Below are 24,014 nucleotides of genomic sequence, written 5' to 3'. Positions count from 1 at the left end.
CAGGTAATCAATGCATCCGATCCGTAAAAAAAGGCTGACCATCGTACTGTTCCTGCTGGCGGGTCTTTCCGTCGCAGTTGGTCTCACCACTTACGCCCTGCGTCAGAACATCAACCTGTTCTACGATCCGTCCCAGATTGCTGCCGGTGAGGCTCCAACCGACGTCCGGATACGGGCCGGTGGCATGGTTGAAGAAGGGTCTGTCGAGCGCGATACCGAGAGTCTCAAGGTGTCCTTCCGGGTGACCGATTTCAACGCTTCGGTGCCGGTTGAATACGATGGCATCCTGCCGGATCTGTTTGCCGAAGGGCAGGGTGTGGTTGCCATGGGCCGTCTGAATCCAAATGGCCGGTTTGTGGCTGACCAGGTGCTGGCGAAGCACGACGAAAACTACATGCCACCGGAAGTGGCCGAGGCACTCAAGAAAGCTGGCAAGTCCGCGACCAACACCGGGCCGGCCACCAGCGGCGAAACCTATTGATCTGACTGACCCTGACACAGGGTAAAGGACGCAAAAGAATGTATCCGGAATTCGGACAGCTCGCGTTAATTCTGTCACTGCTGCTGGCAGTCCTCCTGTCGGTTGTTCCACTGGTCGGTGCTGTTACCGGCCGGGATAACCTGCAGGCTTTTGCCCGTCCGCTGGCGACAGGGATGTTTGTTTTCGTGGCGGTGGCCTTTGCGGTGCTCACCTATGCCTTCCTGATCGACGATTTTTCTGTGGCCTATGTGGCCAACAACAGCAACAGCCTGTTGCCCTGGTATTTCAAGTTCAGCGCCGTCTGGGGCGGCCACGAGGGGTCATTGCTGCTGTGGATTCTGATGCTGGCGGGCTGGACGCTGGCGGTGGCGGTGTTCAGCCGACGTTTGCCTGCGGTCATGATCTCCCAGGTGTTGTCCGTGCTCGGCATGATTACGGTGGGGTTCCTGCTGTTTATCATCATCACCTCCAATCCGTTTGATCGCATCCTGCCCAATGTTCCCGCCGATGGTTCTGACCTGAACCCGCTGCTGCAGGACATTGGCCTGATCATTCATCCACCCATGCTTTACATGGGGTACGTCGGTTTCTCGGTGGCTTTTGCCTTCGCCATCGCGGCGCTGATCAACGGCAGGCTGGACGCCGCCTGGGCGCGCTGGTCACGCCCGTGGACAACCGTGGCCTGGGCTTTTCTGTCGATTGGCATTGCCCTGGGCAGCTGGTGGGCATACTACGAGCTTGGCTGGGGCGGCTGGTGGTTCTGGGACCCGGTTGAGAACGCCTCGCTGTTGCCCTGGCTTTCTGGCACCGCGCTTATGCATTCGCTGGCGGTCACCGAAAAGCGGGGCGTATTCAAGAGCTGGACCGTTTTGCTGGCCATTGTCACCTTCTCACTGAGCCTGCTGGGAACCTTCCTGGTGCGCTCGGGGGTTCTCACCTCCGTGCACGCTTTTGCCTCCGATCCTGAGCGAGGCGTGTTCCTGCTGGGATTGCTGGCCATCACCGTGATTGCCAGCCTTACGTTGTATGCCTTCAGGGCGCCGGTGGTTCATGTCCGGGCCCGCTACGGCACGCTGTCGCGGGAAGTTTTCCTGCTGCTCAACAACGTGTTGCTGGTATCGGCGACCCTTCTGGTGGCGGTGGGCACCCTGTATCCGCTGGTGCTGGATTATCTGGAACTGGGCAAGCTGTCCATCGGCGAGCCGTTCTTCAATCTGACCTTCAGTCCGATGGCGGTGGCAGCCGGCCTGCTGCTGGGTGCGGGCATTTTCTCTCGCTGGAAGCGCACCGATGGCGGCTGGCTGGGGCGCAAACTGCTCTGGCCCCTGAGCATCAGTCTGCTGGTGACCGCAGCTACCTTGATGTTGTACGGAAGCTTCAAGCCCTGGGCGTTTGCCGGCGTGTTCGCCTCAGCCTGGGTAGCGGTAGCCACGTTCTGGGACCTGTGGGAGAAATCCTCATCCCGCAAGGGCCGGATTCATGGTCTGAAACGTCAGTCTCGCAGCTACTACGGCATGATTCTCGGGCACCTCGGTCTGGCCATCACCATGGCCGGCGCCTCGATCGTATCGAACTACGGGATTGCGCGGGATGTCCGCATGGTGCCGGGCGACGTGGCCACGGTCGGCGACTACCAGTTTGTGTTCCGGGACGTGGGCGAGCGCCGTGGCGCTAATTTCACGGCCCAGTATGTCAAGTTCGATGTCATGCTCGATGGCCGGCAGGTATCGACCCTGTACCCTGAGAAGCGCCAGTATTCGGTCGGCATGAGCGTGATGACCGAAGCGGACATTGATGCGGGCCTGTTCCGGGATATCTTCGTGGCCATCGGTGAACGCATTTCCGATCAGGCCTGGGCCATCCGGCTCCAGTACAAGCCGCTGGTGCGCTGGTTGTGGCTTGGTTCCCTGTTCATGGCTGCGGGCGGTTTCCTGGCCATTTCGGACCGCAGATACCGGCTGCGTCAGCAGGTGGCCGAGCCTTCGAAGCCGGGCACGCCGTCATCCGATTCTGAGAAGCCTGCAGGAGTGTATTCATGAGGCGGTTTTTGCTGTTTCTGCCCTTGCTGATCGCCCTGGTGCTGGGTGTGGTCCTGTTCGCCGGTATCGGCAAAGACCCCACCAAGCTCGAATCGGCATTGATTGGCAAACCGGTGCCCGAGTTTGCCCTGCAGGACCTGCACGATGCCAATCGGCAGGTCGATCAGTCGCTTTTTCGCGGCAAGGTTCAGCTGCTGAACGTGTGGGGCACCTGGTGTCCGGCTTGTCGGGATGAGCACGACGACCTGATCTGGCTGGCGCGCGAGAAGGGTGTTTCCATCGTTGGCCTGAACTACAAAGACAGCCGCGACGACGCGCTGACCTGGCTCAATCGCCTCGGCGACCCCTACAGCGCCAGTATCTACGACCCCAAGGGCACCCTGGGGTTTGACCTGGGCGTGTATGGCGCGCCAGAAACGTTCGTGATTGATGCGTCCGGGGTGGTTCGTTACCGGCATGTGGGCGTGGTCGACAAGACGGTCTGGAACGACGTGTTGCTTCCGGTGATTAACGAGGCGAGGGGGAACGGTTGATGCGAGGGATTCTGCTGTCGTTTGTCGTGATGCTGCTATCCAGCATTACAGTAGCGAACGCGTCTGAGGTCTACCAGTTCGAGTCCCACCAGGAGGAGCAGCGGTTTCAGGATCTGACGTCCGAGCTGCGCTGCCCCAAGTGTCAGAATCAGAACATTGCGGATTCCAATTCGCCGATCTCGAAGGACATGCGCGCTGAGGTCTACCGGATGATGGAAGCCGGCGCGTCCGACGCGGAAATTGTCGATGCCCTGGTGGCCAGGTTCGGCGAATTCGTTCGTTACAAGCCGCAGGTCGAGCAGCGCACGATCCTGCTCTGGGCAACACCGGCCATTGCCGTTCTGGGCGGGCTTCTGGTGGTTGCTGGCGTGGTGATTCGTTCCCGTCGGCGTGGAACAGAAGCGCCCGCACTGACGGCGGAAGAAAAAGCCCGGGCCGATAAGATTCTGGCGGAGCTGGACCGGAACAGGAACGCCTGAGCCTGGTCTTGTTTGTTGTACCCACTACTGACTCTGTGACGATATCTCCATGACTCAAACCTTTTGGATTGCTGCATCGATCCTTATCATTCTCGCGCTCGCCTTCATTCTGTATCCGGTGTTTTTTCACCGTCCCCAGGCCAAGCAGACCGGAGATCTCAAGCGCGAGAACCTGATGGCCTATCAGGGCCGGTTGCAGGAACTGGACGCGGAATACGAGGCCGGTAACCTCGATGATGACGGCTACCGTCAACTGCGGGAAGAGTTGGCGGGCACCATGCTTGAAGACATCCCCGAGGAGGCGCCAGCGCGCCCCGTTGTGACCGGTCGCAAAAGCGCGCTGGCTATTGGCTTGCTGGCGATTGCGTTGGTGCCAGCCGCGTCGGTCCTGCTGTACCAGAAGTGGGGCGCGATGGACAAAGTGGAACAGTTCCATGCCATGCAGCAGCTCGGCAACGATGAAGGTAACCGGCAGGAACAGATGGCAGGGTTGATTGAACAATTGCGTGCCAAGCTGGAAGCCAATCCGGACAACCCGGATGGCTGGGCCATGCTGGGGCAGAGCTACATGAGGCTTGAGCGCTACGAAGAGGCTGCCTGGGCGTTCCAGAATCTGGCCGTCAACGTCGGCGACGACGGGTCTCGGGCGGTTGCCCTCGGGCTGGCGGCGCAGGCGCTGTTTTTTGACAGTCAGGGTGTGATGACAGAGTCGGTTACGGATGCCATCGACGCGGCACGTGCGTTGAATCCCGATGAGGTGAACGCGCTCGGGTTGCTCGGCATTCATGCCTTCAGCCAGCAGGAATACCGCCAGGCCATCCGCCACTGGGAGCGCATTGTCACGGTTGCACCGGACCATCCGCAGCTGCCCTCCATCCAGGGTGGTATTCGCGAAGCCTACAACCGTCTCGGAGAGGAACCCCCGAAAGCCCCGGTGGCTCAGGCGGTCGAGGGGCCGGCAGTGACGGTGCGGGTGTCCCTTGCCGATGCCTTAGCGCGGGAAGTGCCTGAAGATACCACGCTGTTTGTCTTTGCCCGGCGCGTTGACGGTGCCGGTGGTCCACCACTGGCAATTAAGCGGTTAACCGCTGGCGCGTTGCCGGCTGAAATCCGTCTGGATGATAGCAGCGCCATGTCACCGGAAGCGACGATATCGAGTGCCGAACGGGTCATGGTCGTTGCTCGCCTCAGCCGTTCAGGCAGCGCAATGCCTCAGGCCGGAGACTGGCAAGGTCGGCTGGATGCGCCAGTTGAGGTGGTGGATGGAGACAGCCAGCCGGTCGAGCTGGTTATCGATCAGCAGCTGACCAACTGAGTCGTTGCTGCAGAAACTGGGCCGGCATGAGTGGCCGGCCCGTATCAACCGACTAGAAGGACAGGTTGGTGGGGTACAGTGGTGGCAATTCGCCCGCCTCAGCGCCTTGCTTTGTTTTGCGCTGGCGAAGTTGTTTCAGTGCCGCAACCAGCGTAGTGCCGTCCCAATTCTCGGCGGATGGCTCCGGGCCAAAAAGGCGCTTCTGCAAGCGCCCTATTTCGGCTTTCAGGCTCGCATCTTCACTCCAAATCACAGCCTCACTCACCGATCTGAAGGTATGACCGGGAAACCGCTGGTTCATCCATCGGGTGAGCAGGGCCGGGGTCTGCGGCGACCCTTCGTGTGCGGCTTCGGTCAACTCGTCGAAGGCTGCTTTTTCCGAGAGGTCGGCGTTGGCGTGGTCCGTGGACACCGGCTGCCCGGGTTGGCTCCTCGAGCGCCACCAGAGGGCCAGTGTTGCGAGCCAGAGCAAGGTGAGCAACAAGCTGAGCCACGGCCAGAAGCCAGCGGAGCCGGATGATGGGCCGGGATTTGCTGTTTGCTCGTTGGGTTCCGGCGTTACCGTTTCCGAGGCCATTCCACTGTTTTGCATCTGATCGGAAGTGCTGCTCGAACCCGACACTTGCAAAGTTCTGGCGGGAATTACGGCCACACGTTGGGTGTCGGAGGTGGTGTCCCACCACGGAATCCGGATTTCTGGCAGGGTCAGCGCGCCGGCTTTTACGGGAACCAGCGCAGCGCTCTGTTTTAACGACGAAACCAGACCCTCGGGCGTAACGTCGGTGCTGCGCTCGGGCTGCTCGGGGTAGCGTCTGAGGCCCTCGGGCGTGGTGCCCGGTAGTGGTGGCAGGGCCTCGGAGGGCAGTCCCGTTGCCTTGAGCGTCAGTTCATGGGTCAGGTTGTCGCCGATATTTATGGTTCCGGCCTGAGACAGGCCGGTTTCGTTCAGAGCCAGGGCGCTGGCGGGCAGCCAGACGTCCCCGGTGAATTCTGGCGGTACGTCCTTCACCGGGATGCCGTACAGCTCCTCGCTGTCGCGCAGGAACAGAAGCTTGCCGGCGGCGTCCCGCGCCTGGCCCTCAAACTCGATAGGTGCAAGGGTAAATTCTCCCGGGCGCTGCGGGAAAATGGCATAGCGGCGCTCGACCACCCGATACTGAAGGCCATCCCGGTAACGCGCGTATTCCCGCTGCTTGCCCAGGGGTTCTATGATCGCATTGGGGTGATTTGGCTCGGACAGGTCCCCACGGATCAGTCGACCACTGAAAAACAGGCGCACGGTGAGCGTGAGTTGCTCCTGCACATACAGGTCGGCCTTATCCGCAGACAACTCGATGAAGCTGACTCGTCCGGAGGTGTCCTGATCGGGCGGACTGCCGCTCACGACCTCGACCGTCACGGGCTGTGATGTGGAATCCCTGAACGTGAGGGGAGGGATGGTCAGTGAGCCAGTGCGCTTGGGGGCGACCTGAAAAGTCCAGGTAATTTCGCCCACCATGTCTCCGTTAATGGTCTGGATGTTATAGCGTTGATTACGCCCCAGGATGTCAAAATCCGGCTCGAGTTTGTCAATATCCGGAGCCGGCAGGTTCGATAGATCAAAGTCGAACAGATTGCTCAGGTTGATGTCCAGCTTCATGGAGCCGGTAACGGTCAGTGTCAGCACCTCGCCTTCGTACAGCCGGGTTCGGTCGGGTTCTACCCGCAGTTCGTTGGCTTGCGCGGGGAGGCTCAGGCAGAGCCCGGCAAAAAACAGAAGCAAGGGTAAACAAAGCTTCTTTACCATGGTGTATCGCCCTCGTCTGATGGGGTCTGACGTTCCTGATACTGCTGCAGAAATTTGCGTTTCAGAAGTCCGCCCGGGTCATCGGGAATTCGCCGCAGCCACTGTTCCTGGCCTTGCGAAAGCGGGGTTTCTGATATCGGGGCTGGTGCCTCGACCCGTTTATCGGGCTGGTTTTGCCCGTCACCCGAATCCGCCCCGGCTGTCGCCGGCTGGGGCTGCTCCTGTTCGGCCTCGCTGCCCGGCTGCTGGCCCTGATTCTGTGCGCTTTCAGGCGCGCCGGATTCCTGCGGCTGATCGCCGGAGCCTTCGCCCTGTGATGGCTCCTGTGACGATTCCGAGTCCGAGGGTGGTTGCTGGTCGCCACCCTGTGACGATCCGCCAGCGCGATTATCCTGGTTCTGTTCGCCATCTTGCTGCCCGGAGCCGCTCTGTTGCTGCTGTTGCTGGTCAAGCAGCTGTTGCACCAGGTCCCGGTTGAACTGAGCGTCCTGCAGGTCGGGGGATTTGGCCAGGGCTTGGTCGTAAGCCTGGATGGCTTGCTCCAGCTTGCCGGCGCGGGCCAGGGCATTACCCCGGTTGTAGTCTGCCCGGGCGCTGTCTGACTGGGCAAAAGCACGCGCGGCCTGATCGTAGTTTTCGGCCCGGTACAGCGCCGATCCTCGCCATTCCGGCGATGTCAGCTGGTCTGCCGCAGTTTTTGGATTGTCCCTGATCAGTTCTGGTGCCCGCTGGTCTTCCCGTTGCCAGAGGGCGTCCCAGTCCATGGCCTGGGCCGGCTGCGGGGTCAACGGTAGGGTCGTCAGCAACAGGGCGGCGAACGCGCCCCGACGCCAGCCGATCAAAAACAGCGGCAGGACCAGCCACATCAGCCAATAGCCATCGTCCTGCCACTGCTGGATAGACTGTCCGCTGTCCTTATCCTGCCATTCATCCTGGTCAGAAGCCGCCAGCGCCAGGGCATCAATGTCGGTGTTATCGAGGGTTAGGGTATGGCTGAGTCCACCGGTTTGTCGGGCCAGTTCGCCCAGGCCTTCCCGGTTGGCCCGAGTCACTACAATGTTGCCGTTATCCCGGATGAACCCGCGCTTGGCGAGGGGGATGGGGCCGCCCTCGACGGTGCCGACAACCAGTGTGCTGAGGGGAATGTCGCCAGAGTCCAGCGTTTCCTCAATGATGGGGTAGTAGCGCTCATGGACATCGTCGGAAATTAACAGGATGCGTCCCTCGCCGGGGGCCCCGTTATCCAGCAGCTGGCGCGCCTGAGTGATGGCAAGATCGGTCCGGTTGCCGGGAGCCGGCATGATTACCGGGTCCAGTACATCGAGCATGGACTCGATGGTTTTCCCGTCGTCGGTCAGGGGCGCCACCACGTGGGTGTCGGCTGCGTAGACGATCAGGCCGTTCAGGCTACCCTGACGGGCCGCAAGAATGTCGCGGATCTTGCGCTTAGCCAGAGTCAGGCGGTTGGGCTCAACGTCGGTGGCCAGCATGGACAGGGACAGGTCCAGAACAATCACCAGGCTGTCACCTTGCTGTTTGAGTGGGGTCGGGGCCTGGCGCCAGGCCGGACCTGCCAGCGCAATGGCCAGAACCACGACTGCGGCCATCACCGGCAGCAGGGGGGAGCGAGACGTTTTCCCGGACGAGCCCCGGTGTCGTATCACCGGCGCCAGCAAACGTTCAGGAATGACCCGGCCCCAGCCGCTGTCGCCCAGGCTCAGACGGCGAAAAACCAGCGCCATCACCGGCAGCAAAAGAAGCAGCAGTAACCAGGCTGGGCGCAGAAAATGGAACTCAGTCATGTGCCCCTCCCTCGGTTGCCGGTTGCCGGGCCAGGCGCCGGGACCTTAGTAGTCTGGCAATAAAGATACCCAGCCCCAGCAGTGCTGAAACACCCGCGGGCCAGAAGTACAGATCGGTGATGGGGCGGTAGAACTTACCTTCCAGTTCGATGGGTTCGAGCTGGTTTATGCTCTCGTAAATCAGTTCCAGTTCCGGCAGGCTGCGGGCCCTGAAATACTGCCCGCCGGTTTGCTCCGCCATGCGGGTCAGCAGCGCTTCGTCGAGGTCCCGGGATGGGTTGACCCGGCGGGAACCGAGCAGCCCCCGCTGGATCATGGATTCGGCTCCGATGCCAATGGTGTACAACCGAACGCTGGCCGCCTCGGCGATTTCGGTGGCTTTGTCCGGCGTGATTTCGCCGGCGGTGTTGGCGCCGTCGGTCAGCAAAATTACCACTCGCTGGTCCTGCGGTCGATCGCGCAACCGCTTTACCGCAAGGCCGACGGCATCACCAATGGCGGTGGCCCGCCCGGCCATGCCCAGGCCGGCCTCACTCATCAGGGTGCGCAGGGTTTGCAGGTCAAAGGTCAGCGGTGCCTGTACGTAAGGCTGGGTGCCGAACAGGATCAGCCCCAACCGGTCACCCTGTCGGTTGGCAACAAAATCGTTCAATACCAGTTTGACCGCCTGCAGGCGATTGATGCTGCGCCCCTGCAGGATCATGTCCTGTTCGTCCATGCTGGGGGAAATGTCCACCACCAGCATAAGATCACGGCCGGAAACCGGTTGCTGTATCTGCTCGCCGACATGCTGGGGCCGGGCCAGTGCCGTCACCAGCAGGAGCCACGCCAACAGCAACAGTGCCCTCTGCCAAAGTGGGGTTGCGGTACCGCTCTGGCTTACTCCCGGCAGGTCAGACAGCCAGTGGCCGACAGGCAGCACCGGAGCGTCCACCGATTGTGCCGAGGGCCTGCGCCATTGCAGTAGTAATGGCACCAAAGCCAGAACCAGCAGCCAGGGATAGGCAAAGCCGATCATGACTGCCTCCTGAGCCAGCGTCGGGCGAACTCAAGTGCCTGGTGAGGGTCGGCCGTGACGTCGGGCTGCCAGGCGCTGTGAACCAGGGCTTCAACCACGGGGCGGGCGGCGATGCGCTCACCCGGGGCTTTTTCCAGCAGAAACGCGATCCATGCCTCTCCCGACAGGGCCTCCGGGTGCCGTTCGGGGTATCGCTGTCGGGCGGCCCGCTTCAGAAGGCTGTTAAGTTGGGCGAACCAGGCTGCGTCCGGCGCCTGGCGCTGTTCCAGATCGGCCAGCTCGGACTTGGCCTGCCGGTGCCAGCGCGTCTTCTGGCGGCGGGTATGGGTGAGCCAGACCAGAGTAATGACCGCCACCAGCAGAATCATGGCGAGCGCCCACCAGCCCGGTGCCGGGGGCCAGAAGCCACCGGTGGCCGGCAGGTGAATATCCCGCAGTGCGCTGAGAGGATCCTGGGGCGTCATCCGATCCGGCCCCCGGGCCCCAGCAGAGGTTTCAGAGTGGTGGCGGGGTCGGCGTTCGTGGAAAACAGCGCCGTCGCCACCTGCGAGGTCCGGAAGCACTCTTCCAGTCGGGCTTCGTGGGCGGCTACCTTCTCTTGCCAGGCTTCCTGAAAACGTCGGTTGCCGGCATCAAACCAGACCGGGCCCTGCGGCCCTGCTACGGCGAAATGGCCATGGTCGGGCAACCGCTGTTCCAGTGGGTCCACAATGCGCAGGGCGTTGACGGCGTTGTGGCGGACCAACACACCCAGATGCGTTGAGGTATCGGCTGACACCGACAGAAAATCGCTGATGACAAAAATCCGGCTCCCGGTGTGCGCAACCCGTCGGGCTTCTATCAACGCATGGTCCAGGGAGTTGCCGGAGTAGGGGGGCAGTGCGTCTGGTTCTTCCGTCGGGCTGTGCTGCTGTTCGGCCAGCGTGTCCAGCAGGCGCAACACGGATTTTTTACGCCTGGCGGGGCGCTGCACGCTCAGTGTCTTGCCGTTAAACACAATGCCGCCCACCTGATCACCCGACCACAGCGCCAGCCAGGCCAGCAGCCCGGTAATCTGGGCGGCGCGCACCTGCTTGTAGGCGCCGGTGCTGGCAAAGAACATGGTTGGGCCGAGGTCGCAGATCAGGAGGATGGGGCGTTCCCGTTCCTCTTCATAGAGCTTGGTGTGGGGCGCCTGCCGGCGTGCGGTGACGCGCCAATCGATACTGCGGATGTCGTCGCCGGGCTGGTACTGACGCACTTCGGCAAACGCCATGCCCCGGCCACGCTGGGGAGAGCGTTGCATCCCCGCCTGACGCGCACGGGCGGGCTTCGCGGACGGTAAGGTCAGCGCTCGGGCATCCGCCTGCAGTCGGATCAGGTCGGGCAGGCTGATGTGGGTTACTGCATCAATGGTGGCCATGTTGGCGTTATCAGTCTGTCCAAATTGGGGGCTCAGGCGGTGACCGGCACCCTGTCGATCAAGCGCTGAATCACGGTGTCGGCGGTGACGCCCTCGGCCTCGGCTTCAAAGGTCAGCAGAATCCGGTGCCGCAGCACATCAAACGCCATCGCGCGCACATCCTCGGGCGTCACGTAATCGCGACCATCCAGCCAGGCCAGGGCGCGGGCGCAGCGATCCAGCGCAATGGTTCCCCGGGGGCTGGCCCCGAACGCGGTCCAGCGTGCCAGTTCCGGATCGATATCCGTAGCATTACGTGTAGCCAGTACCAAAGCCAAGAGATAGCGTTCGACCGGCTCTGCCATATGCAGATCAGCCACTTCGTTGCGGGCGCCAAAGACTTGTTCGGCACTGACTCTGGTGTTGGCGTCTGGTTGCCCCTGACGATAGTCGTTGCGCGCCAAATGCAGGATTGCCCGCTCTGCGTCTGCTGACGGGTAGTCAATGATGACTTGCATCAGGAAACGGTCGAGCTGGGCTTCAGGTAGCGGGTAAGTACCCTCCTGTTCGATCGGGTTCTGGGTCGCCATCACCATAAACAGTGATGGCAACGCGAAGGTTTTCAGCCCAACGCTGACCTGCCTTTCGCCCATGGCTTCCAGCAGTGCGGATTGCACTTTGGCCGGCGCACGGTTGATCTCATCGGCAAGCACCAGGTTGTGGAAAATCGGACCGCGCTGGAATTCAAACTGGCCGGTTTCTGCCCGATAGATTTCACTGCCGGTGACATCAGAGGGTAATAGGTCAGGGGTAAACTGGATTCGGTGGAAATCACCTTCCAGATGATCGGCAAGTGCCTTGATGGCAGTGGTTTTTGCGAGGCCGGGGGCTCCCTCGACCAGCAAATGACCGTCTGCCAGAAGTGCGATAAGGAGACGATCAACCAGTTTTTCCTGCCCAATTATCCGTTTTGCTAACTGCGATCTGAGCTCACCGAACGTATGCTGAAGCGACATCGGAAGTGATTGCTCCCACTTGGTTTTTTGGCTTTCTAGAACAACAAATATCGTCCGTAGGTAGTTGCCGCAGTTTTGGTGTCTCAACGGCAAAAATCAAGGGTTTGACTATCCTTATGTGACGTTTCGTCGATTACGTTTATTTCACACTCACCGAGGTTAAACATGAATGCAGTGACAGTAGCCAGCAAGGATCAGTTCTTCGAGCAGTTGGCTGATGCGTTCGCCCAGAAGATCACAAAAACAGAAGCAAAGAAAATCAGTGAGTTTGCCAAACAGCACTACGCTCATATTCCTCTTGAGGAACTTACGAGTCGCCGATTCTCGGATACCTATGGTGCGGTGTTGGCGTCCTGGCAGTTCCTGCAAAAGCGCCATTCGGACGAAACCCCGGTCGCCGTATTCAATCCGGATCTGGAAAGCGATGGTTGGCAGTCAACCCATACCGTTATTTTTATTCTGCACCCGAATATTCCGTTTCTGATCGACTCCCTGCGGATTGCCATCAACCAGCGGGAAATCGGTACCCACTCAATCCAGTACTCGATCCTGCCGGTAGAGCGCAATGCGGACGGTAAGCTGAGCAAGCTGGTGTCGGGGCGGAAGACGACCAAAAAGACCGAGTACGAAGCCTTCATTGTGCTTGAGATCGATCGCCACAGCGATCCGGCCGACCTGAAAAGCCTTGAAAATGCCATTCAGGAGGTGCTGGAAGAGGTTCGGGTCGCCGTTGACGATTTCCCGGTGGTGACCCAAAAAGTCTGCGAGATCCTCGACGAACTGGATGACACCAAGGCGGGCATCAGCGACGAGGAGAAAGAAGAAGCGCGGGCGTTTCTGAACTGGCTGGTGAAGGATCATTTTACGTTCCTTGGCTACGACGAGTACGATTTTGCCCGGGACAAGAGCGGCATGGTGGTTCGTCGCGTCGAGAACTCGGAGCTGGGCATCCTGCGGGTCAACAACGAGCGTCCGGATCGGGTGCGGCTGAATGAGCTGCCCCAGCGGACCCGCCATGAAATGACCCGGACTGACGACATTTTTACGTTCGCCAAGTCGGCTCAGCGTTCACGGGTACACCGTCCTGCCTACCCTGACTACATTGCGGTTAAAAAATTCAATAGCAAAGGTGAAGTGGTCGGGGAACGCCGTTTCCTCGGCCTGTACACGTCACGGGTCTATAACGAGCGACCGGATGAGATTCCGCTGCTGCGCCGCAAGGTTGAGGGCGTGATGGAGCAGTCGGGCTTCATGCGTGATGACTACGCGGGTAAAGAGCTGGAGCAGATTCTGACCACTTATCCGCGGGATGAGCTGTTCCAGATTGAAGCCGATGAGCTGCTGGAAGTGGCCAAGGACATTCTCTACATCCAGGAGCGCCGGCGTATCGAGTTGTTCATGCGCGAGGACGTGTATGGCCAGTTTGTGACCTGTCTGGCGTTCTTCCCACGGGATATCTACAACACCGAACTTCGCTTGAAAGTGGAGCAGGTGTTGTTGGATCGGCTGGATGCCGAGGATATCGAATTTGTCACCCACTTCTCCGAATCGGTGCTGGCGCGGGTTCAGTTCACCATTCGCGTGGCACAGGTCGAGAACCGCCAATTACCCATCGCCGAAACCCGCGACAAGGTGATCGAACTGGCCCAGTCCTGGCGCGACGGCCTGAACGAAGCACTGAGTGAAGCTTACGGTGAAGAACAGGCTAATGAATTGTACCGGCTGTGGTCCGGCGGCTTTCCGTCCAGCTACACCGATATGTTCTCTCCGCGTCGGGCGGCCATTGATCTGGAACACATCACTGAGTCGGTGAAATCCAGCGACCTGGCCATGAGTTTCTATCGGGCGCTGGAAGAAGACGAGAGCACCTTGCACTTCAAGCTGTTCTACCCGAACGAGCCGCTGCCGTTGTCCGACGTTATGCCGATTTTCGACAACCTCGGATTTCGGGTCATCGGCGAGCACCCGTTCGAGGTGGTGGATCGCAATGATAAAACCGTCTGGATCCACGATTTCACGTTGCAGTCTTCTACCGGTGGTGTGGTGGATATTCATCGTATCCGGCCTATTTTCGAAGACCTGTTCCGCCGGGTATGGCACGGCGACGCCGAGAACGACGCGTTTAACCGTCTGCTGCTGTCCTCCTACATGAGCTGGCGTGAAATCGCGCTGCTGCGCACCTATGCCCGTTATATGCAGCAGATCCGGGTGTCCAACAGCCAGACATTTATCTCCAACACCCTGGTCAATCATGTCGACCTGACCCGAACGCTGCTGGATTACTTTGAGGTGCGCTTCAGCCCCGACCGGTACCAGAGTGACGGCAAGAGCCAGGCGGCGCAGCAGAAGCTGGAAATTGAGTTCAATGCCGGCCTGGATCAGGTTGAAAACCTCAGCGAAGACCGGGTTCTGCGCCTGTACCTGGAGCTCATGCAGGCGACCCTGCGAACGAACTATTACCAGCCAGATGGCAGCGGAGGGCACAAGCCTTACATCAGTGTGAAGCTGGACCCTTCAAAAATCCCCGACATGCCGCTGCCGCTGCCGATGTTCGAAATCTTCGTCTATTCGCCGCGGGTCGAGGGTGTGCACCTGCGCGGTGGCAAGGTCGCCCGTGGCGGGCTGCGCTGGTCGGATCGGTTCGAGGATTACCGCACCGAGATTCTGGGGCTGGTGAAAGCCCAGCAGGTGAAGAACGCGGTCATCGTGCCGGTTGGCGCCAAAGGCGGTTTTGTCGCCAAGCGGCTGCCGGACCCCTCCGATCGTGAGGCATTCCAGGCCGAGGGGATCGAAGCCTACAAAACCTTTATCCGTGGCTTGCTGGATATCACCGACAACCTGGTGGAATCCGGTATCCAGCCGCCCGAGCGAGTGGTGCGTCACGATGAAGATGACCATTACCTGGTGGTGGCCGCGGACAAAGGCACGGCTACCTTCTCCGACATCGCCAACGGCCTGTCCGCCGAGTACGGCTTCTGGATGGGCGATGCGTTTGCCTCCGGTGGCAGCAATGGCTATGACCACAAGAAGATGGGTATCACCGCACGGGGTGCCTGGGTGTCAGTAGAGCGGCACTTCCGCGAAATGGGCATCAATCCGGCGATGGACGAGTTTACCGCCATCGGTATTGGTGACATGGGCGGTGACGTTTTCGGTAACGGCATGCTGTGTTCGGAAAAGACCAAACTGGTGGCCGCGTTCAACCACATTCACATCTTCGTGGACCCCAATCCGGACCCGGACAAGAGCTATAAAGAGCGCAAGCGCCTGTTCGAGCTGCCCCGTTCCTCCTGGACGGATTACGACACCAAGCTTATTTCCAAGGGTGGTGGCGTGTTCAGTCGCAACGCAAAGTCCATCCCGGTGAGCCCGGAGATGAAAAAGCTGCTGGGCATAAAGGCCGACAAGGTACCGCCCAACATGCTGATCAGTCATATCCTGAAGGCCGAGGTGGATCTGCTGTGGGTTGGTGGCATCGGGACCTATGTGAAGGCCGAAAGCGAGACCCACTCCGATGTCGGCGACAAAGCCAATGACGCGCTTCGGATCAATGGCACTGACCTGCGCTGCAAGGTGGTGGGTGAGGGCGGTAACCTGGGCCTGACCCAGCTGGGCCGGATCGAGTTCGCGTTGCGCGGTGGCCGTCTTAACACCGACTTCATCGATAACTCCGGCGGCGTTGATTGTTCTGACCATGAAGTCAACATGAAGATCCTGCTCAACCAGGCGGTGGCCATGGGGGATCTGACTTCCAAGCAGCGCAACATCATGCTGGAAGAGATGACCGACGATGTGGCTGCTCTGGTTCTGAAGAACAATTACCGCCAGACCCAGGCCATCAGTATCGCCAGCGAAGACGCCGCCGAGCGTCTCGAGGAATACCGTCGTCTGATGAATACGCTGGAGAACGAGGGCAAGCTGAACCGGGATCTGGAATTCCTGCCGGACGATGAAACCCTGTCCGAACGCAAATTCGACAAGAAAGGGCTCACCCGGCCGGAACTGTCGGTTCTGATTTCCTACGTAAAGGGTGACCTGAAACAGACCCTGATCGATTCCTCGCTGCCGGATGAGCCGTTGCTGGCGGGTGAAATGTACAAGGTGTTTCCGCGTGAGCTGACCCAGAAGTTCTCCAAGGAGCTGGGTGAGCACCAGTTGCGGCGCGAGATCGTGGCAACCCAGATTGCCAACGATATGGTGAACCACATGGGGATCACCTTCGTTGAGCGACTGAGTCAGTCCACCGGCGCTGATGCGCCGTCCATTGCCCTCGCGTGGATCATTGCCCGCGACGTGTTCCGGATCGACAACTGGTGGGACAAGATCGAGGATCAGGACTTTAACGTGCCGGCCCAGTTGCAAATGGACCTGATGCAGGATCTGATGCGTCTGATGCGCCGGTCGGTTCGCTGGCTGCTGCGCAATCGCCGGGCGGAACTCAACATCCAGAATCATATGGAGCGTTTCGCCGACAGCGTTTGGCAGATTACCGCCAGCCTGCCTGACTACCTGGGTAATCACGCCCGCACCACCTGGGAGAAACGCCACCATGCGCTGGTGGATGCCGGTCTGTCCAAGGAGCTCGCTTCGGTGGTATCCGGCACGGATTACCTGTACTCCTCGCTAGGCATTATTGAGGCGCAAGAGTCCACGGGGATGCCGCTGAAAACCGTGGCGAACTTGTACTATGACCTGGGTGATCGGCTGGACCTGAACTGGTTTGCCAGGGCAATTGCCTCACTGACGCCTGTCTCTCACTGGCAGGCGCTGGCCCGGGAAAGCTTCCGGGAAGACCTGGAGTGGCAGCAGCGCTCTCTGACGGTGGGTGTGCTGAAGCTGGCGGGTAAGCCGGAGGATGTACCCTTGTGTGTTGATGCCTGGCTCAATCGTCATGGTGCTCTGGTTCGCCGCTGGAAAACCATGCTGACCGAGCTCAAGGCCGTGCGGGAGCCGGAATACGCCATGTTCTCTGTGGCCTTGCGGGAGCTGCTGGATCTGGCTCAAACCACCATGCACACCACGCAGCCCGAGGCTCTGGCCTTGCCTGAGTAAAAGGGCCTGCAGGCGCCGCATTACAGGAATGTAAAATAGCGTCAAATTTTTCGTGATCTGCGTCACCCGTGGCACGGTGGCGCGATCACAGTTGGTTTTGGCCTCATTTGATAAGCTGAGCTCAGCGAGTTTGAGGAGTGGAACCATGAAAGAATTGATGCAGAAGGCGCTGACAGCGTTGACCCAGAAGAAAACCGGCAATACTCAGGGTAATGAGGCGCACACCCCGCGGAGTCGTCAGACCGAAAGCTGGGATATGTCTCCGGAAGACGCCCTGCGCGTGGGCACTGTCTCGCGCTACAAATAACGGCCCCTTCTACTGCTAATTACATACCCCTCTGTTACCCTCCGAGGCTTTCGCTCCAGGCGAGACTCGGCGGGTAATTCCGGTTAGAGTATCCCGCCTGACGATGAATCCAGGTCCGGGAAACTTCCAATCATGTCTGCAATGCCCAACTCACATCAGGCCCTGCTTCGAGTAAATCAGGTTCTTGCTGGTCGTATAGCTCTGTTAGGTGTTTCGGCGCCGGAATTACTGGCCCAGTTGCCGCAAGGCGGTTTGGCGATGAGCGATCACGTCGGTCAGGCAGGGTTGCTGGCAGGCCAGCCGGGCTGGCAGGTGGCTTTCGGGTATGACCACTTGGCTTTGCGCGCAGCGGCGTTTGATACGGTGGTCGTTTTTCTTCCCAAAGCCCGGACGGAACTGGATTTCCGGCTGGCACTGGCGCGCAAGCTGATTGCAACCGGGGGCCGGCTGCTGGTGGTGGGTGAGAAGAAAGAAGGCATCGCCGGGGCCGTTAAACAGCTCAAGACTGTCGCGCCGGGCGCAACCAAGCTCGACAGTGCCCGGCACTGTCAGATCTGGAGTGCGGAAGGTGTCGAGCCACTGGACACATTTGATGTGACCCGGTGGATGCAGTGGCATACAGTCAGCCGTGCCGGCGTAACCGTCGATGTGTGTGGGCTGCCCGGGATTTTCAGCCACGGCGAACTGGATGACGGCACCGGCCTGTTGCTCGACACGCTGGCGGAAACCCCGATCACAGCGGATCGCATTCTCGACTTCGCCTGTGGAGCGGGTGTCATTGGTACCTGGTTGCAGAGCTGGCAGCGGCAGAATGGCCGCGCCTGCAGCGAGGTTGATGGACTGGACGTTCAGTCTCAGGCGGTTATCTGTGCTCAGGCGACTTATGAGCGGGGGAATGCTAAAGGCAATATCCTGGCGTCTGACGGGTTGGACGGTGTTGAGGGTACCTGGTCGGCGATGGTGACCAATCCACCGTTCCATTCCGGGGTCAAAACGGACACCTCAATGACCGAGCGGTTTCTGCAGAGTGTGTCCCGGCATTTGCGTCCCGGTGGCGAACTGCGGCTGGTCGCCAACACCTTCCTGCCTTATTCAGGGCTGATCCAACGTTGTATCGGACCCGTTGAACGGCTGCATGAAGATCGTCGCTTTACCGTCTATCGCGCATTCCGAAGGTGATAATCACCCCGGTTTCTGACAGCCTGAAACGAAAAAAGCCCCTGGGGTAAGGGGCAAGAGGTTCGCGTCCTTGAACAGCGGAGCCAACCGAAAAAGGGGTACTACCTGATCGCCTCCAACGTTAGGATTTATTTCTAGAATAAACAGCCTAGAATACCCCTCCTGTGAACCAGTTCCGTGTGAGTGGCTGACCATGCCCGTTTCCACCCTTGACCATCCTGATGGAAGTCTCGCTCTTTCCCGGCCCGGCAAGGCGGCCGCGTTGCGTGCCTGGGATGCAGCCGACGAACTGCTGCTGGCTGAGGCGCATGCGCGCTTCACACCCGCCGAAAAACCTCGAATGCTGGTGGTGGACGATCAGTTCGGCGCGCTGACCCTGGGCCTCGCCGCGTTCAAACCGGATCTGGTGGCCGATAGCGCGACAGTGCCAGGTGCACTCGTGGACAATGCCCGTCTCAATCCGGCGCTGGCTGCACCGGCCAGGGTCCATAGTTGGCTGAATCCTCCCGAAGGCAGGTATGACATTGTCGTTCTGCGAATCCCCAGGCACAGCGATTACCTGGCCTGGCTTCTGCGCTGGCTGAACGGGGTGCTGGCGGATGACGGCCTGATACTGGCCGGTGGCATGATCAAGCATCTGCCTGATCGTGGGGTGGACGTGTTCGCGCAGGCGGTACATACAGAACAGGTGTGCCCGGCGAGGAAAAAGGCCCGGGTGATAGTCTGTCGGCCAGGGGCGGCACAGCTCGGCGAATGGGCGGGGACGTGGAAGGGCTACACGCTGGAAAACCAGGCCCTGAAGGTTCAGGCTTTGCCTGCGGTTTTCGCCCGGGACAAGCTCGATATCGGGACCCGGCTGTTTCTTCCCCATGTTCGCAAGGCGGTGTCTGATGTGCCGTCGGCGGAACGGGTTCTGGACCTCGCCTGCGGCAATGGAGTGGTTGGTTTGGCGATCCTCGACGAACGGCCTGATCTGGCGGTTACGTTCAGCGATGTCTCCAGTCAGGCGGTAGCCAGCGCCAGGCATAATGTTCAGGCTGCATTGGCCGCTGCCAGTGTGCAGTTTGAGCACGCGGATGGCGTTCCCCGGGAGGCCGGTAAATTCGAGCGGATTTTCCTGAACCCGCCCTTCCATGAGGGCGGTGTGGTGGGCGATCACATCGCGCTGCGGCTGTTCGCCCATGCTAAGCAGCATCTGGCGCCAACAGGCCGGTTACTGATGGTCGGTAACCGGCACCTGGGCTACCACCGCAGCCTGCGCAGTTATTTTCCACTGGTGCGCCAGTTGGATGCCAACCCCAAGTTTGTGGTGCTTGAGGCGGCCTTTCGCTAGGCTTTAAAGCGTTGGTGCGGGGCGGTCGTAACCAAGGCGCGCCAATGTGTCCACAATGGTCTGAGTCTGGCTGTCGATTTCGATATTGACCCGGTCCCCTTCGCTGACATCCCCAAAGGTCGTAGCACGCAGCGTTTCAGGAATCAGGTGGACGTTGAAGCGGTTATCGCGTACCTCACCGATGGTCAGGCTGGCACCGTTGATGGCGATGTAACCCTTCGGAAAAATGTACCGAGTCCAGGCTTCCGGCACTTCAAACCAGATGGTCACGTTATTCTCAGGACGCAGAATCTCGACAATTCGGGCCGTGGTGTGAACGTGGCCCGACAGTAAATGCCCGCCGATTTCATCGCCAATCCGCGCTGCCCGCTCGAAGTTGACCGGCGCGCCGGTGTGAAGGTCCCCGAGCGTAGTCAGTCGCAGGGTTTCCTGCATGGCGTCAAAAAACAGAGTGCTGCCTTCCTGACGGGTGACGGTCAGGCAGGTGCCGTTAATCGCAACGGAGGCACCGATGCTGACACCATCCACTTTGTCTTCTGGCAGGCGAATGGCGTAGGTGCTGAGCCCGGGAGCTTCGGTTACGTTTTCGATGGTTGCTATGCCCTGAACAATACCTGTGAACATAACCTGTGCCTCCTGAGATGCGAGCGTAGATGGTTTTGCGGCGGAGGCACAGGATAGCGATCCGGCCCAGGCTTGCCAAGGCGGGACGGTGGTCAGGGGCTGGCGATTCAAGAATCTGGTTGCGCTGTCGATAATATATGAAAGAGTTGCGCTTCTTCTGGCATCGGGCGCAGAGACGCAAACCGGGAATTCGGAACATGGCGGACCAACAAAAAATTACCCAACCCACCATCGACCTCGCGAGTGGCGCCGTCCTGCGTCCGGGTCGGGCCGCCGATCCTTTGCCCGCGACGTTGTCACCCGATGCCGCGAGCGGACAGGTGGCGTCAGAAGCGAATGCCCCGTCGAATGGGCCTGACAACACAGCCCGCAATGCAGTGCAGCCCGAGCTAGCCGTTGTCGGCGAACACGAGTCAGGCGCCAGTGAAGGGGCGCTCTCTGAGGAAGAGCCAGACGCAGATCCCAGTGCCAAGGCGGACGCTGACCCCGATTTAGCAAAAGCGCTGGCCAGCCAGCGCGAGCTTCGCATGATCTTGCGTCAATGCGACCGGGTCCTGCTGATGGACTTTGAGCAGTTGGCCATGAGCCACTGGCCGGATAATTATGCGCTGGCCGCTGCCCGCCGGTACCGCGATTTATGGCTGTTTGCGATGGTGATCGCCGGGCTGTTGTTTCTGAGCGGGTTAAGCGGTTTTGTGGCAGCCTGGATAGCCGGGGCCGGGTTTGGCGCGATGATGGTGTTGTTGATGCTTGGCGTGCCTTCGTTGCGGCGATTGATCAGTGCCCGTCCTTCGTATGTTGAATTACTGACCACACGCCGGCGGATGTTGCGGGAAGCGCGCGCCCACGCCGCTCACCTGGAAGGAGCCGCCGGGTTGGTGTGGCAGTGCGCCCGCATGGCCCGGTTCAATCCGGCGCTGGCCAATGCCCGGTTCAGCCCTCTGGTCCGGGCGTCGGAGCGGCGCCGGCTGCCACATTACCTGAGCCGCCGAGAGCATGTTCGTCTATACCTTATGTATATGCTGGAGGCAGAAAAGGCGTACAGCCGGGTACAGAAAGCGTTTTTCAAGGGCAATCAGAATGCGATTGACCGAGGCTGGCAGGAGGTCGCTGCCGAGCCGGTGCCACGAACTTGACATAAATCGGCTTCAAACGTATGTTTCAAACAGACGTTTGCTAGAGGTTTTACAACAAAATGCCGCAGTCAGAAACCGTAGACAAGATACTGGACGCAGCCGAAGAGCTTTTCGCTGAACGGGGCTTTTCGGAGACATCACTGCGGATGATTACCAGCAAGGCCAATGTCAATCTGGCCGCGGTAAACTATCATTTTGGTTCCAAGAATGCGTTGATTCACGCCGTGTTCGCCCGTTTTCTGACACCCTTTTCGGCAACCCTGGAGAAGGCCTTTGATGCACTGGAAGCGCGTTGTGAAGGCAATCCGCCAACACTGAATCAGACACTCTGGGCGTTGACCGAGAGCGCCGTGCGCATGCCCCAGCGTAACGAGAAAGGCATTTCAATCTTCATGCGCCTGCTGGGTCTGGCATATACCCAGTCCCAGGGCCATCTGCGAAAGTTTCTGGAACAGGAATACAGCGAGCCTTTCGGCCGTTTTATGCGTCTTCTGAAAGAGGCGACACCCCAGTTGTCGGCGGTGGATCGCTACTGGCGCATCCAGTTCATGTTGGGCGCAACGGCGTTCACCATGTCCAGCAGCGATGCGCTCAGGGATATCCTGCAGAATAAACTGGGGGTGGAAACCACTGTGCAGGAAATCGCCAGTCGCCTGGTGCCCTTCCTGGCGGCCGGCATGCAGGCGGAAGACGCCATGCTGGTTCCCCCTCAGTCGGAAAAGGTCTCGGTTGCCTGATTTCCATCCTCTCGGTTAGGCTTCCTCTGGAAAATTCCGCCAGATGGGAGCTCGACCGGTTTGAATGATTCCTCCATTGCCCTCCGAATAGACATCAATCTTGATCGCCAGACGCTCACTCTCGCCGGCCCGGCAGGCGAGGTGCTGGCCGAGTATCCGGTATCCACTGGTCTTAATGGTGCGGGTGAGCAGGACGGCAGTGGCTGCACTCCTCGCGGCGATCACTACGTCCGCGCGATGATCGGTGCCGAGCAGCCCGAAGGCACCGTGTTTCGCGGGCGCCGACCCACCGGCGAGATCTACAGCAAGGAACTGGCTCAAGCCCACCCGGACCGGGACTGGATACTGAGTCGCATCTTGTGGCTTTGCGGCCGCGAGTCCGGCCGAAACCGGGGGCCGGGGGTCGATACTTTTCGTCGCTTCATATACATTCACGGCACACCCGATACCGAGCCCATGGGCGTTCCCATGTCCCATGGCTGTGTGCGCATGCGCAATGCTGACGTGATTGACCTGTTTCAGCGCGTTAAGCCGGGCACACCGGTGACCATTCGATAAATTAGGTTGTTCAGAGGAAATCGATGTTCGAAGACGCACACTCCACCGTTGATAGCTGGATCGCCAATTTCGGCCTGCTTTCGCAAAGTTGGCGCGTGGCACTTGTTGTGTTTGGCCTGGTTCTTGGCACCGCCACCATCGCTTTCATTGCCAGCCGGATAATCGGGTTTCTTGAGGGCAAATTCGGTAACACCAAGAATCACTGGGATGATGCGTTGCTTCATGCCGTGCGCAAGCCGGTCGTCGCTTTTGTCTGGCTTCAGGGTGTCTACTGGGCGGCGGAGGTTGCCTACCGCCACTCGGATGCGGAAATTTTCAAGGTCAATCAAACCATCCTTGAGATCGGCTTTATCTGGATTTTCGCGTGGTTCATGCTGCGCCTGATCAAGGAGGGCGAGACTGTTCTCGTTTCTCCGGTGAAAATGAAGCGGCCAATGGACTACACCACCGTCAATGCGGTGAGTAAGTTGGCCCGGGCCGCGGTGATTATTACCGTGGTATTGATTGCCATGCAGTCTCTTGGCTACAGCATATCCGGCGTTCTGGCATTCGGTGGTGTAGGTGGTGTCGCCGTCGGCTTTGCGGCCAAGGATCTGTTGGCGAACTTTTTTGGCGGCGTCATCATCCATTTCGACCGGCCGTTCAAGGTCGGCGACTGGGTGCGTTCGCCGGACCGGAGCATCGAAGGCGTGGTCGAACACATTGGCTGGCGAATCACGACCATTCGTACTTTCGACAAGCGCCCGCTCTACGTCCCCAATGCCGCCTTTACGACCATTGCGGTGGAGAATCCCTCGCGCATGACCAATCGTCGTATCAGCGAAACCATCGGTATTCGTTATGCGGACGTGAGTCAGATGGACCAGATCGTATCGGATATCAGATCCATGCTGCAGGGGCATGACGAAATCGACGCAAATCAGACCCTCATCGTGAACTTCGTGGCGTTCAATGCGTCGTCGCTGGATATCATGGTGTACACCTTCACCAAGACCACCGATTGGGTGCGCTTCCACGAGATCAAACAGGACGTGCTTCTTCAGATCAGTGGCATCATTGAAGGCTATGGTGCTGAAGTGGCGTTCCCGACCCGCACTTTGCATTTGCCGGACGGCGTGCGTCTTGCGCAGGGGAGCGGTCAGGCCGATTCCTCTGATTCCTATGAAGAGACTCAGGCCGGGGAATCCGGGTCAAATAATCGTGCCCCGGCGGTTCAGGCCGACAAAGCGTGAGGCATC

At 59.7% G+C, this 24,014-nt stretch carries 20 protein-coding genes; 13 read left to right on the top strand and 7 right to left on the bottom strand.

What is annotated here, in order from left to right; all coding sequences use genetic code 11:
- Positions 1-10: 10 nt before the first annotated feature.
- From ccmE to ccmI, 5 genes are read left to right on the top strand one after another with little or no spacing between them, the layout of a single operon-like run.
- Positions 11-481 (top strand): cytochrome c maturation protein CcmE, encoded by a 471-nt coding sequence (ccmE, locus tag LPB19_RS14470; protein ID WP_206643592.1) that lies wholly within the window; start codon positions 11-13, stop codon positions 479-481.
- A gap of 38 nt (positions 482-519) precedes the next feature.
- Entirely contained in the window at positions 520-2,520 is a 2,001-nt protein-coding gene (locus LPB19_RS14465) for a heme lyase CcmF/NrfE family subunit (protein WP_206643591.1), read from the top strand.
- Positions 2,517-3,053: a DsbE family thiol:disulfide interchange protein gene (locus LPB19_RS14460; RefSeq protein ID WP_206643590.1), complete on the top strand. Its 537-nt coding sequence runs from the start codon at positions 2,517-2,519 to the stop codon at positions 3,051-3,053. Before LPB19_RS14465 ends, LPB19_RS14460 begins: the two co-directional genes overlap by 4 nt.
- Positions 3,053-3,532: a cytochrome c-type biogenesis protein gene (locus LPB19_RS14455; RefSeq protein ID WP_206643589.1), complete on the top strand. Its 480-nt coding sequence runs from the start codon at positions 3,053-3,055 to the stop codon at positions 3,530-3,532. Before LPB19_RS14460 ends, LPB19_RS14455 begins: the two co-directional genes overlap by 1 nt.
- Positions 3,533-3,581: 49 nt before the next feature.
- Complete coding sequence (gene ccmI, locus LPB19_RS14450; RefSeq protein ID WP_206643588.1) at positions 3,582-4,847, top strand: c-type cytochrome biogenesis protein CcmI; 1,266 nt, start codon at positions 3,582-3,584, stop codon at positions 4,845-4,847.
- Positions 4,848-4,899: 52 nt separating this feature from the next.
- Here the strand turns inward: ccmI and LPB19_RS14445 are convergent, their stop codons facing one another.
- Genes LPB19_RS14445 through LPB19_RS14420 form a run of 6 tightly spaced genes read right to left on the bottom strand, consistent with a single transcriptional unit; the run spans position 4,900 to position 11,850 of the window.
- The gene (locus LPB19_RS14445) at positions 4,900-6,633 is read right to left on the bottom strand and encodes a BatD family protein (protein ID WP_206643587.1); all 1,734 of its coding nucleotides are present in this window, start codon (positions 6,631-6,633) and stop codon (positions 4,900-4,902) included.
- Positions 6,627-8,435 (bottom strand): VWA domain-containing protein, encoded by a 1,809-nt coding sequence (locus LPB19_RS14440; RefSeq protein WP_206643586.1) that lies wholly within the window; start codon positions 8,433-8,435, stop codon positions 6,627-6,629. Before LPB19_RS14440 ends, LPB19_RS14445 begins: the two co-directional genes overlap by 7 nt.
- Entirely contained in the window at positions 8,428-9,453 is a 1,026-nt protein-coding gene (locus LPB19_RS14435; protein ID WP_206643585.1) for a VWA domain-containing protein, read from the bottom strand. The genes LPB19_RS14440 and LPB19_RS14435 overlap by 8 nt, the downstream gene beginning before the upstream one ends.
- Complete coding sequence (locus tag LPB19_RS14430) at positions 9,450-9,917, bottom strand: DUF4381 domain-containing protein (RefSeq protein WP_206643584.1); 468 nt, start codon at positions 9,915-9,917, stop codon at positions 9,450-9,452. The genes LPB19_RS14435 and LPB19_RS14430 overlap by 4 nt, the downstream gene beginning before the upstream one ends.
- The gene (locus LPB19_RS14425; protein ID WP_206643583.1) at positions 9,914-10,855 is read right to left on the bottom strand and encodes a DUF58 domain-containing protein; all 942 of its coding nucleotides are present in this window, start codon (positions 10,853-10,855) and stop codon (positions 9,914-9,916) included. The genes LPB19_RS14430 and LPB19_RS14425 overlap by 4 nt, the downstream gene beginning before the upstream one ends.
- A gap of 32 nt (positions 10,856-10,887) precedes the next feature.
- Entirely contained in the window at positions 10,888-11,850 is a 963-nt protein-coding gene (locus LPB19_RS14420; RefSeq protein WP_206643582.1) for an AAA family ATPase, read from the bottom strand.
- Between the two features lie 165 nt (positions 11,851-12,015).
- Here LPB19_RS14420 and LPB19_RS14415 point away from each other — a divergent pair, with 165 nt between their 5' ends.
- The 4 genes from LPB19_RS14415 to LPB19_RS14400 all read left to right on the top strand — a co-directional run bounded on the left by LPB19_RS14415 (position 12,016) and on the right by LPB19_RS14400 (position 19,721).
- The gene (locus LPB19_RS14415) at positions 12,016-16,902 is read left to right on the top strand and encodes an NAD-glutamate dehydrogenase (RefSeq protein WP_206643581.1); all 4,887 of its coding nucleotides are present in this window, start codon (positions 12,016-12,018) and stop codon (positions 16,900-16,902) included.
- A 145-nt stretch (positions 16,903-17,047) separates the two neighbouring features.
- Complete coding sequence (locus LPB19_RS14410) at positions 17,048-17,209, top strand: hypothetical protein (protein ID WP_206643580.1); 162 nt, start codon at positions 17,048-17,050, stop codon at positions 17,207-17,209.
- A 132-nt stretch (positions 17,210-17,341) separates the two neighbouring features.
- A complete protein-coding gene (locus LPB19_RS14405; protein WP_206643579.1) occupies positions 17,342-18,388 on the top strand; it encodes a class I SAM-dependent methyltransferase in 1,047 nt (348 codons plus the stop codon).
- A 193-nt stretch (positions 18,389-18,581) separates the two neighbouring features.
- A complete protein-coding gene (locus tag LPB19_RS14400; protein WP_206643578.1) occupies positions 18,582-19,721 on the top strand; it encodes a class I SAM-dependent methyltransferase in 1,140 nt (379 codons plus the stop codon).
- A 3-nt stretch (positions 19,722-19,724) separates the two neighbouring features.
- Here the strand turns inward: LPB19_RS14400 and LPB19_RS14395 are convergent, their stop codons facing one another.
- Positions 19,725-20,345 carry a riboflavin synthase subunit alpha gene (locus LPB19_RS14395; RefSeq protein WP_206643577.1) on the bottom strand — a complete coding sequence of 207 codons (621 nt, stop codon included), beginning with the start codon at positions 20,343-20,345 and terminating at the stop codon, positions 19,725-19,727.
- A 197-nt stretch (positions 20,346-20,542) separates the two neighbouring features.
- Between LPB19_RS14395 and LPB19_RS14390 the strand changes: the two genes are divergently transcribed.
- The 4 genes from LPB19_RS14390 to LPB19_RS14375 are packed head-to-tail and all read left to right on the top strand — an operon-like array spanning position 20,543 to position 24,008.
- On the top strand, positions 20,543-21,481 hold the full coding sequence (locus tag LPB19_RS14390) for a hypothetical protein (protein WP_206643576.1): 939 nt from the start codon (positions 20,543-20,545) through the stop codon (positions 21,479-21,481).
- A 59-nt stretch (positions 21,482-21,540) separates the two neighbouring features.
- Complete coding sequence (locus LPB19_RS14385) at positions 21,541-22,218, top strand: TetR/AcrR family transcriptional regulator (protein ID WP_206643575.1); 678 nt, start codon at positions 21,541-21,543, stop codon at positions 22,216-22,218.
- A gap of 60 nt (positions 22,219-22,278) precedes the next feature.
- A complete protein-coding gene (locus LPB19_RS14380; protein ID WP_206643574.1) occupies positions 22,279-22,776 on the top strand; it encodes a L,D-transpeptidase in 498 nt (165 codons plus the stop codon).
- 23 nt (positions 22,777-22,799) lie between these two features.
- Positions 22,800-24,008, top strand: a complete 1,209-nt coding sequence (locus LPB19_RS14375) for a mechanosensitive ion channel family protein (RefSeq protein WP_206643573.1) — start codon at positions 22,800-22,802, stop codon at positions 24,006-24,008.
- Positions 24,009-24,014 lie beyond the last annotated feature (6 nt).

Source organism: Marinobacter salinisoli (assembly GCF_017301335.1).
Taxonomy (GTDB): Bacteria; Pseudomonadota; Gammaproteobacteria; order Pseudomonadales; family Oleiphilaceae; genus Marinobacter; species Marinobacter salinisoli.
The sequence above is the reverse complement of the archived record's forward strand: the minus strand, read 5'-3'. Positions and strand labels throughout refer to the sequence as shown.